A 13,143-nucleotide genomic window follows, 5' to 3' on the forward strand; every position below is an offset into this window, starting at 1 on the left:
TTCCCCGAAAGAGCTTGTAGCTAATGGGGATGCCGTTTGTATCCATAAAGAGACCTAGTTGAACGATTGGCTTAGGTCGATGTTCTTTGCTTGGACCTCGTCTACGCAGGCCAACCTTGAGAACCTCGCCATCTTCAGAGATTTCTTCGTCAGGAATATCGGTTTCAAAATAGTAGTTAGTCACATCGTAAAATACAAGGCGTCCTTCCCGATTGGTTAGGCGACTGATTTCTTGATGAAGATGGAGTTGGATATCCTCCTTAATATCGTTTAACTTATCAAGTAGGCGATAAACTGCATTTAGGTTAATGTCCCAATCTCCAAATAATTCCTCTTGAGATTCAAAAGTCGCTAACTTACTGTCTGGTTTTAAAATTCTCTGGAAGACAAGAAGTTTTAGTGCTTTTGTCAAATCGAATTTGGCATTTGTTTTTAGATGCTTCATAAAATTTGGAAGCCGTAACTCTTCAAAAATGTCATCGAAGACCATCCAGCCATAAGATTTGTCTGGTTCATTCATGGGAGCAAATAGATCATAGGTAACTTGGATAGTTTTTTCTGGATTTAAAAGGCCAGCTTTAGCCTCCTTCTTCAGTCGATCCAAGATACCTGGTTCGCTTTCCTCCATTTCATCAAGCAGACCGTATTTGTGAAGTATTCTTTGTTTTACTTTCCCGTCCTTACGATATCCTTCAACAAGATAAACGTGAGTCCGACCTTCTTTGTTAGTAGTCGTTTTAATAAAAGCCATATTTCTATTATATCATACACAACCATATACAACAAGAGTTTTGTGCAAAAAATGTTGAAAAAATACAGTTCTATCAAGCGGTTGAGCTGGATTGCTTACAACACAAAGTGATAAACTCGGGAGGTATTATAATTGGTGGTGATTTAAATATTGTTCAACCGAACAAAGATATAATATTGCCAGAATTTTTAGCTCTACAGCTAACCTATTCATACATTCAAAAGGAATTGTCAAAAAGAGCTCAAGGAAAGACGGTTGTTCATTTACATAATTCCGATTTAAAAGAGATTCTTATCTTCATACCAAAATTAGAAGAACAACATTGTTTTGTAAAACAATTCTTACTTCTCGACCACCTCATCACCCTTCAACAGTGTAAGCCTCTGGTTTTCATCAGTTTAGCCCTGAAAGCGATCTCATGACTAGATCTAGATCTTGATTTTCAAGTTCCTGAATGATGTGTAGATAGGTTTTTTGGGTAGTCGTCATACTGGCATGACCGAGTCGCCTCGCTACGCTAGCAATGGACACACCTGCGAAAAGGAGGAGCGAGGCGTGGGTATGTCTTAATCCATGCAGAGTGATGATTGGGACTTTGGCTTTTTGACAACGTCGTTCTAACAAGTGATTTATAGTTGAGTTATAAATTTTTCCGTGTACAAATATCGGTTCTTCAGGTGGTAAGTACCTCGTTAATTCTGAAAACTGAATGACCGTTTGCCAATCCAACTGAACTTTTCGGACGGAAGAACGATTTTTAGTTGGTAAAAATCCTCCTCGTCCCTTATAATCCCATGTTTTATTGATGGACAAGGACTGATGAGGAAAATCAAAATCTTGTGGTGTAATTGCTAAAGCTTCAGAGAAACGCATTCCAGTCTTTGCGATGAGCAATATAAGCCAATCCCAATTAATCTGATCGGTTAAATTAAGATTTGTTAGTAGGGTATGGAGTTCAAATTGATTGAGATATTTTGGTTTCTTGGGCGATGGATTTTTTCCTTTTATAATGGCCTTTCTGGTCGGATCCCTTTCTATTAATCCTTCATCCACAGCGTCCAAAATCGCTCCCTTCAGTTGATGGTGGAAATCCATTGTTGTAACACGCTCATGCTCCAAAGCATAATCATTCAGAAGCTGTTGGTAGGTTATACGTGTCACTTCTTTCAAAGTCAAATCAGGTGCCAACTCTTGTACCCACTTCAAAGACATTTGGTACTTAGACATAGTCACATCTCGAATCGCCCCCTCCTTGTAAACTCGAATCCACTGTTTATAATACTCATGAAAAAGGTCGTTTTGTGTCATCTTATTCAGCATTGTCTTGCCTCCTTCACTTCAATTTTAGGCTTACACTGATGAAGAATGACCATGTTTTCATACTTCTATAGTAACGATTTTTCTTTTCAAAAAAAAGAAGAGTATAATAGAAGTATATTGAATTGGAGGTGTTACAATGACTTTATATGATTCTATCTCACAAAAGCTTGGAATGGACTTGATTGAATATATTGAGTACCATCGAGCACACCCTCCCAAGGTAGAGACCGAAGATGACAATGCTTCCAATCCCCTATCTATCTTGACTTTAGAAGAAATTGAATTATTTGAGAAATATGCCATTATGACTTACTTTTCAGACGTAAAGAGAGCACCTAGAGAAATCTAAGTGCTCTTTCACTTTCCTTTTCCGAATGAATTATTGACCCTTCAAAAATTTGTTGCAAAACGATAGGAAGGTTTTTGATTCTACTATGGAAAAGGCGTATAATAAAAATAATAAGTTTACGGGTGCTATCTACGGTGCTTGGAATAACAGCAATGACCCTTATCACAAAGAACGAGATCGTCATGCTAGAATGTATTACCAGCAAATTCGAAATCGTGATAAGGCTATTGAAATCAGGAGAGTTTCGCAAAATAGTGGTTTCCCTATTTCCGAGATCGAACAAATCTACGACCATATTTTTATCAAGGAGCATGATTTAGAAGATGGTTTTAAGCGATTTGACCCTAGTTATGATATGGCAGAAAGTTGGCGGAGACTATCCGATAGGAACAATAAACAGGGGATTCAGAGGCACGACATCATCATGCTACACCATGAATTAATGGAACTTAAACTCATGGCTAATGGGCATTCATATGAAGAGGCACACAATAAAACAAACGAAGTCTACGACTATCAAAAAGCATGGGCAGAATGGATTCAAATGAAAGGAGAAAACTGATGCTAAAACTCATTAAAGTTTTCAATTCTAACACCAATGGTTATTGGTATATCCCTGAAAATCGAGACCCAGGTCTAATCGAAATTGACGAGGTAACTGGGGAAGTAACTATAGCCTTAGAGTCCTCTTATGACCAAGAGCTCGGTTACCCCTATTTCGCCAGCATTGCCAGAGGTAAAGTCAAGCAAATGTGGGACCAACAAGACTTGCCTGATGAAAAATTCTTTGCTTGGGGATAACACGACGATTAAAATACGCACAGAAGATTTTCGTTATGAATCATGACCGTCACAGCAAATCAGAAATTGACTTGAAATTTTCAACCTTTGAAGATAAGATGGCTAGTGAATTCGAGTTGCTCAACCAAAAATGGGATGCCAGTGTCCAACAAATTCTATCCCAAACTAAGGTTCTACTACTTGAAAGAGAAATGATTGAGAAATTAGCCAGAGAGGCCGAAAAGAAAACAACCACGCGCTGGTTCATCGGCTTAATCCTATCTCTCACCAGTCTAGCAATTTCAATTATCCTTAACTTCTTTCTCCGATAATCTCCGTTTCTCATTGTCTATTCAAATTTTTTCTCCCTTTAAGCTTTGTTTAATCTTTCCAGGTTATACTTATCTCAATCCTAATAAAACTTTTCTTTTTCATAATAATCTCCTGAAAGGCCTCGTTGTTAGACGAGGTCTTTCGTTATGTGGTTGAACTAGAGGATAGTACTGCTCTGCTTGGGAGATTATTATTTTAAGGTGAAAGTTTCGTCGCTTTGCTCCTCACTTTTTTACCTCTCTTTCGTTCGGCATCCTTCGCTGTAACTCACTCCGTATCGAACAGCGACGGACATCATAATCTCCTGAAAAGGTTCACGAATATTTCGTGGGCCTTTTCCTTTTGGAAAAGTAGGGATTGGTTTTTACCACGGGGGAGATTATAGATTGGATAGACTGGCTATATTTTTTGAGAATACTTGGTTCACTGAATATCTTTTTTACCTCGCAAGCTCGGCATCCGCCCCTCTAGCTCACAGATTTCGCAGAGTTCAAAGGTCCTACAGATCTTTGAAGATACAGTATCAAAATAATGAAGTTATTGTCAAAAGACATCTAATCTCTTAAGAAGGGTCACGGGCATTCCGTGGTCCTTTTCATTTTGCGGAAAATATCATGAAAAATTTCATCTATTTGGAGGTGGTAGAAAACAGTCTCGACAATAGATCTCCACTCTTGTTTAGGCTTTTGGCTTGCAAAAAAACGAGGTCGGACGGAGTCCGATCTCGTTTTATTTGCTGGCGAGGCCTTTTTTGAGGGATTTCCATAGGCCGAGGTCGTCGGTTTGGAGGGCGATGCCAGAGTAGGATTTGCCGATGAGGTAGGTTAGGGTTGCGGTGGTGGCTAGGAGGAGTAAGAGGGAGAGGAGGGGTTCCAGAGCACCTGCGTAGCCATTGATCATGCGGACGGGCATGAGGAAGATGGAGAGGCCTGGGATGTAGGATAGGACTTGTAAGATAAGGGTGTCTTGGCCTCCTTGGCCGAAGATGAAGGTGCCGAAGAAGCCGACCATAACCAAGATTGTGAGGGGTTGAACGGCCTTATTGGCATCTTCTTGGCGTACAACGAGGGCGCCACAGAAGGCGGCGATGACAACATAGAAGCTCAAGCCTACTAGCAAGAAAGGCAAGAGGAGCCAATCCAAGTGTGCTAGGAGGGCTTGAAGGAAGGGAAGGGCGGAAGCTCCAAAGGGTTGGCTCAAAAGGAAGAGGTAGGCTAGAACGCCTCCCAAGGCATAAATTCCCAAATGAGTCACAAGAGCCAAGACCACTCCTAAGACACGGCCATAGAAATAGAGGTCAGCTGGGATGCTAGAAAAAATAATTTCTAGAATTTTAGTCCCTTTTTCGCCAGCAATTTCTTGGGCAGTGGCTGCTGAGTAGGTTAGGGTCATCATGTAGATGATAAAGACTAAGCCAAAAATGGCCGCCATTTTAGCACCGAGAGCCATGTCCTGTCCTTCTGGTAGCTCCTCTTTAAAGTTAGGTTGGCGATCCAGGATAGCCACCTGATCTGTGCTCAATTGAGCATTCTGGCGGTTGAGATCAGCTTGGGCTTGGTCCAAGGCTTTTTGGACTTGGTCTTTTTTCTCAAAGGCCATCCCTTCTTCGCCGTGGTAGGTGGCTGTGAGGAAGCCCTTTTCTTCTGAGACGACTAGGTAGCCTTCAACCTCTTCTTCTTTTACTGCGGCCTTGGCCGCAGTTTCGTCCGGATAGGATTTAAGGAAATCGAGATCGGACAGGTCTTGGTTTTGACCCACTAGGGCGATGGCGTTAGAGTTTGACCCAAATTGAGAGGCGACATAGCCAGACCCCATGGAGAGCAAGATCATGAGGAAGGGGCCTAGGACTAAGAAAAGGAAGGCCCAGGATTTAACTTGGCGGATGTAGGTTTCTTTGGCGACTAGGAGTACTTGTTTCATGAGGCTTCCTCCGATACTAGTTTAAAGATTTCATCAATGCTTGGGGCTTGCTGGTCAAAGGTGGTGAGGTAGCGGCCTTGGCTGATGAGGTCAAAGAGTTCTGGTCCGGCATCTTCGCTATCCAAGATTAGGCGCCATTTGCCTTGTTTGGTATCCTCGACGGAGAGGACGTGAGGCAGGGCAGCTAATTGTTCCTTATCCAAATCTTGGGAGACAAAGAGGCGGGTGCGCCCGAACTGAAGGCGGACACTTTGGATATCCCCATTGAGGGCGATGGTGCCGTCTTTGATCATAATCAGTTGGTCACAGAGTTCTTCCACGTTGGTCATAACATGATCTGAGAAAATGATGGTCGCCCCACGCGCCTTTTCTTCCAGAATGACTTCTTTAAGAAGGCCTGTGTTGACCGGATCTAAACCTGAAAAAGGCTCATCCAGAATGATTAATTGTGGTTGATGAATGAGGGTTACGATCAGTTGAATCTTCTGCTGGTTCCCTTTGGATAAGCTCTTGATTTTGTCACTCATGCGGCCTTTGACCTGTAGTTTTTTCATCCAGATGGGTAGGCGCTCTGCCACTTCTTTCTTGCTCATTCCCTTGAGGCTGGCCAGGTAGCTGACCTGCTCCAGAACCGTCCGCTTGGGCATGAGGCTGCGTTCTTCCGGAAGGTAGCCGATTTGCGAGTAACGTTCTTTGGTCAGGGGTTGGCCGTCCAGTAGAATCTGGCCCTCATAGGTTAGAAAGTTGAGGACGGAATGAAAGAGTGTCGTCTTACCAGCCCCATTTTTCCCAACCAGGCCGCAGATGGTTCCGGATGGGATACTGAAGTTGAGGTCCTTGAGGACCTCCTTGTTCCCGTAAGCTTTGGACATGTGTGATACTTGCAACATAAGCTTTCCTCCTTTTTCTTATATTATACTCTTATTTTTCCTTTTAGGCTTCTTTAAGTTAAATTTAAAGGAACTTTTAGTTTTTCTTTTTATACTTATTTGAAAATAAAAAAGAAAAGAAGAACCTCATATGAAGAAAAAACCAATCCTAACCGCTACCATTGCTTTCCTAACCATGGCGAGCTTGGCAGCTTGCAGTCTACAGAGCAGCCAAACGCAATCAACGACAGGCCAAATCGTTAAGCAGAGCACCACGACTCCTTCTATTGACTGGGATAGTCTTCCCAGCAAGGATGTGACGCTGGACGATAAGGGCTTGACCATTACAGAGGCTGGAACTTACGTTCTCAAGGGAAATACCAGCGCAGGGGTGACGGTGAAAACATCTGGCAATGTCCGCCTGATTCTAGCTGGCACAAGCATCTCCTCCTCTGATGGCCCAGCCATCAATGTAGAGGAAGCTGGAACTGTCCAGTTGGAACTTCAAGATGGAACGGAAAACAAGATCAGCGATTCAAGCACCCACAGCAATGAAGACTTGGAAGGAGCCATCCACTCTGAAGCCGATCTCATCGTGACCGGCCAAGGAAATCTAACCGTTGAAGCTAACTACCAGGACGGAATCGTCTCCACAGACAACCTCTACATCGAAAACGGAACCCTTCAAGTAATCGCGGCAGACGATGCGATCCGCGGCCGAGACAGCGTCACCATCAATGGAGGCAATATTAGCGTCAACGCCCAAGGCGACGGCATTAAATCCAACAACGATGAAGACACTAACAAGGGGAATGTCACCATCAACGGCGGCGACATCTCTGTATCCGCTGGCGATGACGGCATCAAGGCTGAGTCCAGCCTCGTTATCAATGATGGAAATATCTCTGTCCCACAAAGTGTCGAAGGACTAGAAGGAACCAACGTCACCATCAACGGTGGAGCAGTTGATGTCTACGCAACCGACGACGGTATCAATGCAGCCAGCGACGTCACCGGCGCCGATATCTTTATCAAAGTCACCGGCGGTAACATCAAGGTCGAAGTCGGCCAAGGCGATACCGACGCCTTCGACTCCAATGGCAACCTCGAAATCAGCGGTGGCACCATTGATATAACCGCCCAATCCGCCTTCGACTTCGACGGTAGCGTCAGCTTCACTGGTGGAATTGTAACCGTTAACGGCGAAAAACAAACCGAAATTGTCCAAACCGGACCCGGTGCCCCTGGTGGCATGGGTGCTGGACCAGGCGGTATGCAAGGTGGTATGCCCCCAGGCGGAGGCCAAGCTCCGGGCAACCGTGGATAAGAAAACTCTCTCTCCTCAATTTGGCAGGAGAGAGAGTTTTTCTGTTGCTAGAAGATCTCTGTCAACCGGTAGCGAAGGGGTCTGCGGCTGACAACTTGAAGAAAGTTCTTTTCGACTAAAGTCCGCAAGGCTTGTTTTATCGAGCGAACAGAGATCTTTGGAGCATTTTGACTTACAATTTTAACCAGTTCTCTTTCCTCCATCCCACTATTATCTGACACGAACAGCTTTGCCTGAGCAAGTACAAAAAGGATGTGTTTTTCTTGTTCCGAATTCTCTTCCAAAGCATGGATTTTCTCACGATAGTCTTCTAATAAATCCCGTTTTTCAGATAGGAGTAGAAGAATATCTTCTTGTCCTTCTTGAATAAGGGATAAGAGACCTTGAACAAAAAAGGTCGCATCAGCGCGATTCAAATAATCTCCCGTCTGTTGAAAGAGTTTGTAGTAAGTATTTTTATGCTCATTGATTTTTTGGGAAATCACAAGAGCGGTGAAAGTATCGAAGTTATTAGCGACTGTCTTAGCCATTAGATAGCGACCAAATCGCCCGTTCCCATCATAAAATGGATGCGTATTTTCAAAGAAAAAATGACCAATACAAACCTTCACTAGAAAGGGAAGTTCTTCATCTCCCAGAAATTGAAGCCAGGACTCCAACATATTGCATATCCCTTCTTCCGATAAGGGAGGTCGATGGATGACTTTTCCTGTCCGATCATCGCTTATCTGAACACCCCCTTTTCGAAAGAGCTCCCCATCCAATTGATCTTCTGAGCCCACTTCCCCTTCAAGCAAGAGATCATAAAGAGAGCGAATATCTTTCAAAGTCTGGAGATTAAAAGTCGTTCCCTCTAAAATCTGCTGGTACATTTTCACCGTTGATAGGTTTTTACGTGTAGATTCAGCGTCTGGAGCCTCTGTCACAATGCGATGAGCCTCTACCAAGTCCTTCCGCCTTGTCCGAATGCCCTCAATAGCATTTGTGGAGATGATTGATTGATACATTTGCTCACTAAAAAATTGATCATGGGCGACAGCTGGTAAATCCGCTGCCAAATCCTGAATCTTACCAGAAGCAACTGTAATTTTCTCTATCAACATTAGAATCGTCGGCAAGACCACGACGAACAGGGGATAGCTAGATGTTTGGAAGTTTTCTCTTTTCATCAATCTTGGGTAAAGTTGGGTAACAATCGTACTATATCCTTCCAAACGTTGCTGATACTCTCTCTCATAAGCATCAAAATTCCCATAATAGACTTTCTTTAACTCTTTGTAATCCATCAAATCCTCCTCTCTGCTAGATCGACCATTCTGTTACTTAAAAAAATCAAATTTTGTTCAAATAGAAATGAAGCGTTGGATTCTATTTTGTCATTTTAGCCCTTTTGTCAAAATAGAATCTCATTTTCTATGTCTATTTTAACATTTTGGCGCTTTTGTTCAAATAGAAACCATTTCTTGCCGTCTATTTTATCATTTTCTTGATTTTGTAAAAATAGAAGTAAAAGTTAAGATTCTATTTTAAAATATTTGGGAATTTTAATGAAATAATTTTTAATAAGAAATACCTTTCCTTAGAATTGTCTGACAAATCTCCTTTTTCTCCATTTTGTGGTATAATGAGTTTGTTTGAACGATAGAGAAGGGAGGGCTAGGCCATGCAAGCCAAGGACATTCAGGTTTCTTATGGAAATCAACTGGTGCTGGATGGGCTGTCTTGTCAGCTAGAATCGGGCAGGGTGACGACCATTATCGGGGCCAACGGCAGTGGCAAGTCCACTCTTCTCAAGGCTTTAACGAGGATTCTCCCCTTAGACAAGGGGCAGGTGATTCTGGATGGGCAAGTCCTTGCTCAGATGAAAACCAAAGAGGTGGCCCGCAAGTTAGCCTTGTTACCGCAGGTACAGTCGGCGGCGGAGGGGATTACCGTTTTTGATTTGGTTTCTTATGGGCGGTATCCACACTTGTCGGCCTTGGGGCGCTTGGGCTCAGAGGATCGGGAAAAGATTGCCTGGGCAATGGAAGTGACGCGAGTGGTGGACTTTCAGGACCAGCCGGTGGACGCCTTGTCTGGTGGGCAGCGACAGCGGGTCTGGATTGCCATGGCCTTGGCGCAAGATACGGACTGGATTTTTTTGGATGAGCCGACGACTTACCTAGATCTCAATCATCAGCTGGAGGTTCTGGAGTTATTGTCAGAGCTGAACCAAAGCCAGGGCAAGACCATCGTGATGGTCTTGCATGATCTCAATCTGGCAGCCCGGTTTTCCCATCGTTTGTTGGCCATGAAGGATGGGCACATCGCTTTTGAGGGTTCGGTCTCAGAGGTGATGTCAGCTGAGGTTTTGCGTTCTATTTTTTCCATAGAGGCGCAAATTGTCCAAGATCCCATCTACGGCAAGCCTGTTTGTCTTAGTTATCAGCTTTTAAAAGAATAGGAGAGATTATGAAAAAACTGCTTACTTGGCTCGGTCTCGGCCTGCTACTTGTGACGCTTGCGGCCTGCGCGTCGTCCTCTTCCACATCCAACGCTAAGGAGGAGATTGTCCTCTCGAGCAAGCCTAAGATTGACGGCTTTGATTACTCGGGGGATATTCCCCAGAATCCTCAGCGGATTGTCAGTCTTTCCTCTAGCTATACCGGTTACCTCTACCAGCTCGGCTTTGATCCCGTGTCGGTCACAACTTATGATGCCAAGAATCCCGTCCTCAAGGACCGGGTCAAGGATGCGCAAGTGCTCATGCCAGTAGACTTGGAAAGCATTGCCAAAGCCAACCCTGATTTGATTGTCGTTGAGTCCAACGACCCTAACCTCAAGGAGCTCCAGAAGATCGCGCCAACCTTGGCTGTAACCTATGGCAAGAACGACTATCTCCAACTCTTGAATTCCTTTGGTCAAGTTTTTGACAAAGAAAAAGAAGCGGATGAGTGGATCGCCAATTGGAAAGACCGGACAGCCAAAATCGGCCAAGAACTCCGTAACCAGTTGGGAGAAGATGTGACTGTGACGGTCATGGGCCTCTTTGAAAAAGACATCTACCTCTTCGGGAATAACTGGGGCCGTGGGGGCGAGGTTGTCTACCAAGCTCTTGGTTTCAAGGCCCCTCAAAAAGTGCAAGAGGAGGTCTTTAAACCTGGCTATCTAGCGGTCAACCAAGATGCCCTCCCAGAGTATCTAGGGGATATCGTCGTCGTAGCTGCAGAAAATGAAGAAACAGAATCTGCCCTCTACGAAAGCAACCTCTGGAAATCCCAACCAGCTGTTGAGAAAAATCGGGTCCTCAAAGTTGATGCCAACGCCTTCTACTTCAACGACCCACTCAGTCTAGAATACGAATTAAAAACCATCCAAGAAGGATTCCAAAAAATGAACTAGGAGTTCCTATGAAAGCAACCCTAACAGGGATTCCGCAAAACAAGCCAAGATTTTTTTGGCTTGTTTTTTGCAGTCTCGCCCTCCTTATCCTCGGTCAAGTCCTGCTTAACCTCAGCTGGGGACAACCTTGGTACGATTTTGAAACTGTCCTGCAGGTCCTCTTGCATCCGCAGCAGCAGGACCAAAGCAGTTTGATTGTCTGGGATATCCGCCTGCCACGCGCCCTGGCTGCTCTATTAGTGGGAGCCAGTTTAGCCGTTTCCGGCGCCATCATGCAGGGTCTGACCCGCAACCCCATCGCTGATCCCGGTCTCCTTGGCATCAATGCTGGGGCAGGACTAGCCTTGGCTGGGGGGTATGCCTTTCTGGGCGCCCTCCACTATAGCCAGATTCTCCTCCTCTGCCTCTTGGGGGCGGGGATGGCAACCGCTCTCGTCCTAGGTCTTTCCTACCGGCGGGGACGGGGGCTGGAACCCACCAGTCTCATCTTAGCCGGAGCCATGGTGGCCAGTCTCTTTACGGCTCTGGGGCAGGGGCTCATTCTGGCCTTCAACCTGTCCACAGCCCTTATTGGCTGGCTCGCTGGTGGACTAGCCGCAACCAACTGGCAGATGCTGGCCGTCATTGCGCCGCCTATCCTGCTCGGCCTCTTCCTAGCCCACATTCTAGCCTACCAACTAACGATTTTTAGCTTGAATGAAGAAGTCGCTCAAGGGCTGGGACAAGACACAGCCTGGTTCCGTTTGGTTCTGCTGCTAGTCGTCCTCCTACTTTCTGCCGCTGCCGTAGCCTTGGTCGGAAGCCTAGCCCTTGTGGGACTGATTATCCCCCACCTACTCCGCCATTGGGTCGGGCACTCCTATAGCCTACTCCTTCCCCTCGCTGCCATGACCGGAGCCAGTTTCCTCCTCCTGTGTGACCTGCTGGCCATCCTGCTTCCTGGCACCCCTCTCAACGCCTTGATCAGCCTCCTGCTACTTCCGATTTTCTTGATTTTGATGCGAAAAGGACAATTGTATGAACCAACCTAAGCGGCTGTCCCCAGCCCTAAAAATGCTGATACTGGGCCTCCTGGTTCTGGTTAGCTCGCTCCTTTCCCTGGCCATGGGGGATGGAGAATGGAGGCTAGCAGACCTGGCAGACCTCCTCCAAGGCCAAGCCTCCAACCAAATCCGCTTTATTCTCCAAGAAATTCGTTTGCCACGAATCTTGGTTAGCCTGCTAGCAGGGGCCTCTCTAGGTTTGAGCGGAGTCTTATTACAGACCTTCACCCACAATCCTCTAGCGGATTCCTCGACCTTAGGGATGAACGCTGGAGTTGGTCTGGTTCTGACCCTAGCCTTGACGCAGATGGATCTAACCGATCCCTTCTTGATCCGCTACCTTCCCTTTTTGGCCATCCCAGGCGGACTTGCTACGGTTGCCCTCGCTTCTTTTCTTTCCCACAAAAAAGGAGAGGGGATTCAACCCATCAAGCTCATCATCGCGGGCGTAACCCTCTCCACCATCCTCTCTTCGAGCCTGGTCGCCATCACCGGCCGCGTCGATACCCAGAAACTCAACTATGTCGTCTCCTGGCTGGCTGGCCGGATGACAGGAAATAATTGGGACAGCCTGGCCTTGGCTGCCCCTATTCTCCTGATTCTCTGGATCCTGACCCACACCCAAGTCCGGCCCCTCAACCTCCTCCAACTCTCGGACCAAACCGCCATTGGGTTAGGACTAGCCCTCAGCCGCCAACGCCGCATCCTCCTCATCCTAGCCAGCACCCTCGTCGCCTTCAGCCTAACCCTAGCCGGCAACATGACCCTCGTCGGCCTCCTAGCCAGCCACATCACCCGCATCCTCTTCCCAGCCGACCACCGCTGGCGCCTCCCCGCTGCTCTCCTAACCGGTGCCCTGCTCCTCCTAACCGCCGACACCCTCACCCGCACCTATCTAGTCGGCAGCAACATCCCCACCGGCATCACCCTCACCCTCATCGGCAGCCCCTACTTCCTCTACCTTCTACGAAAACAGATGAGAAATAGGTAAAAACACCAGAGTCAACAAGAACTCTGGTGTTTTGTGTAGGAAGAACGACTTTTAAAACTCACAAAATTCACTCTAAAAG

General features: G+C 45.9%; 15 protein-coding genes and 1 pseudogene. 10 read left to right on the forward strand and 6 right to left on the reverse strand.

Annotated elements, in window-relative coordinates; all coding sequences use genetic code 11:
* On the reverse strand, window positions 1-751 hold a 751-nt coding region (locus JEQ21_RS01080), incomplete at its 3' end, for an IS1634 family transposase (protein ID WP_442805109.1).
* A gap of 107 nt (window positions 752-858) precedes the next feature.
* On the opposite strand from JEQ21_RS01080, the gene JEQ21_RS09850 reads away from it, so the two are divergent.
* A complete protein-coding gene (locus tag JEQ21_RS09850; protein ID WP_325176118.1) occupies window positions 859-1,173 on the forward strand; it encodes a restriction endonuclease subunit S in 315 nt (104 codons plus the stop codon).
* On the opposite strand, the gene JEQ21_RS01090 is transcribed toward JEQ21_RS09850, so the two are convergent.
* A complete protein-coding gene (locus tag JEQ21_RS01090) occupies window positions 1,145-2,071 on the reverse strand; it encodes a site-specific integrase (RefSeq protein WP_199363606.1) in 927 nt (308 codons plus the stop codon). The two genes, JEQ21_RS09850 and JEQ21_RS01090, sit on opposite strands and share 29 nt — an antisense overlap.
* A gap of 136 nt (window positions 2,072-2,207) precedes the next feature.
* Between JEQ21_RS01090 and JEQ21_RS01095 the strand changes: the two genes are divergently transcribed.
* The 4 genes from JEQ21_RS01095 to JEQ21_RS01110 all read left to right on the forward strand — a co-directional run bounded on the left by JEQ21_RS01095 (window position 2,208) and on the right by JEQ21_RS01110 (window position 3,532).
* Window positions 2,208-2,420 carry a hypothetical protein gene (locus tag JEQ21_RS01095; protein ID WP_199363607.1) on the forward strand — a complete coding sequence of 71 codons (213 nt, stop codon included), beginning with the start codon at window positions 2,208-2,210 and terminating at the stop codon, window positions 2,418-2,420.
* Window positions 2,421-2,505: 85 nt separating this feature from the next.
* A complete protein-coding gene (locus JEQ21_RS01100) occupies window positions 2,506-2,982 on the forward strand; it encodes a hypothetical protein (RefSeq protein WP_199363608.1) in 477 nt (158 codons plus the stop codon).
* Complete coding sequence (locus tag JEQ21_RS01105) at window positions 2,982-3,221, forward strand: hypothetical protein (RefSeq protein ID WP_233340679.1); 240 nt, start codon at window positions 2,982-2,984, stop codon at window positions 3,219-3,221. Before JEQ21_RS01100 ends, JEQ21_RS01105 begins: the two co-directional genes overlap by 1 nt.
* Before the next feature lie 35 nt (window positions 3,222-3,256).
* Entirely contained in the window at window positions 3,257-3,532 is a 276-nt protein-coding gene (locus JEQ21_RS01110; RefSeq protein WP_199363609.1) for a hypothetical protein, read from the forward strand.
* A 730-nt stretch (window positions 3,533-4,262) separates the two neighbouring features.
* Here JEQ21_RS01110 and JEQ21_RS01115 read toward each other — a convergent pair.
* The 3 genes and pseudogenes from JEQ21_RS01115 to JEQ21_RS10230 form a co-directional block, all read right to left on the reverse strand.
* Window positions 4,263-5,453, reverse strand: coding sequence for an ABC transporter permease (locus tag JEQ21_RS01115; protein WP_199363610.1), 1,191 nt, complete (start codon window positions 5,451-5,453; stop codon window positions 4,263-4,265).
* Complete coding sequence (locus tag JEQ21_RS10225; RefSeq protein ID WP_442805110.1) at window positions 5,450-5,782, reverse strand: ATP-binding protein DrrA1-3 family domain-containing protein; 333 nt, start codon at window positions 5,780-5,782, stop codon at window positions 5,450-5,452. Before JEQ21_RS10225 ends, JEQ21_RS01115 begins: the two co-directional genes overlap by 4 nt.
* A gap of 21 nt (window positions 5,783-5,803) precedes the next feature.
* A pseudogene (locus JEQ21_RS10230) lies at window positions 5,804-6,343 on the reverse strand (ABC transporter ATP-binding protein); the annotation flags it as partial.
* A gap of 130 nt (window positions 6,344-6,473) precedes the next feature.
* Between JEQ21_RS10230 and JEQ21_RS01125 the strand changes: the two are divergent.
* The gene (locus tag JEQ21_RS01125) at window positions 6,474-7,649 is read left to right on the forward strand and encodes a carbohydrate-binding domain-containing protein (protein WP_199363612.1); all 1,176 of its coding nucleotides are present in this window, start codon (window positions 6,474-6,476) and stop codon (window positions 7,647-7,649) included.
* Between the two features lie 47 nt (window positions 7,650-7,696).
* Here JEQ21_RS01125 and JEQ21_RS01130 read toward each other — a convergent pair whose 3' ends face one another.
* Window positions 7,697-8,935 carry a Fic family protein gene (locus JEQ21_RS01130; RefSeq protein ID WP_199363613.1) on the reverse strand — a complete coding sequence of 413 codons (1,239 nt, stop codon included), beginning with the start codon at window positions 8,933-8,935 and terminating at the stop codon, window positions 7,697-7,699.
* Window positions 8,936-9,312: 377 nt separating this feature from the next.
* Here JEQ21_RS01130 and JEQ21_RS01135 point away from each other — a divergent pair, with 377 nt between their 5' ends.
* The 4 genes from JEQ21_RS01135 to JEQ21_RS01150 are packed head-to-tail and all read left to right on the forward strand — an operon-like array spanning window position 9,313 to window position 13,064.
* Entirely contained in the window at window positions 9,313-10,092 is a 780-nt protein-coding gene (locus JEQ21_RS01135; protein ID WP_199363614.1) for an ABC transporter ATP-binding protein, read from the forward strand.
* 8 nt (window positions 10,093-10,100) lie between these two features.
* Window positions 10,101-11,030, forward strand: a complete 930-nt coding sequence (locus tag JEQ21_RS01140) for an ABC transporter substrate-binding protein (RefSeq protein WP_199363615.1) — start codon at window positions 10,101-10,103, stop codon at window positions 11,028-11,030.
* 8 nt (window positions 11,031-11,038) lie between these two features.
* Window positions 11,039-12,061, forward strand: coding sequence for a FecCD family ABC transporter permease (locus JEQ21_RS01145; RefSeq protein WP_199363616.1), 1,023 nt, complete (start codon window positions 11,039-11,041; stop codon window positions 12,059-12,061).
* A complete protein-coding gene (locus tag JEQ21_RS01150) occupies window positions 12,048-13,064 on the forward strand; it encodes a FecCD family ABC transporter permease (RefSeq protein WP_199363617.1) in 1,017 nt (338 codons plus the stop codon). Before JEQ21_RS01145 ends, JEQ21_RS01150 begins: the two co-directional genes overlap by 14 nt.
* The last annotated feature ends 79 nt before the right edge of the window (window positions 13,065-13,143 follow it).

The organism is Streptococcus sp. 121 (assembly GCF_016458205.1).
Lineage (GTDB): Bacteria > Bacillota > Bacilli > Lactobacillales > Streptococcaceae > Streptococcus.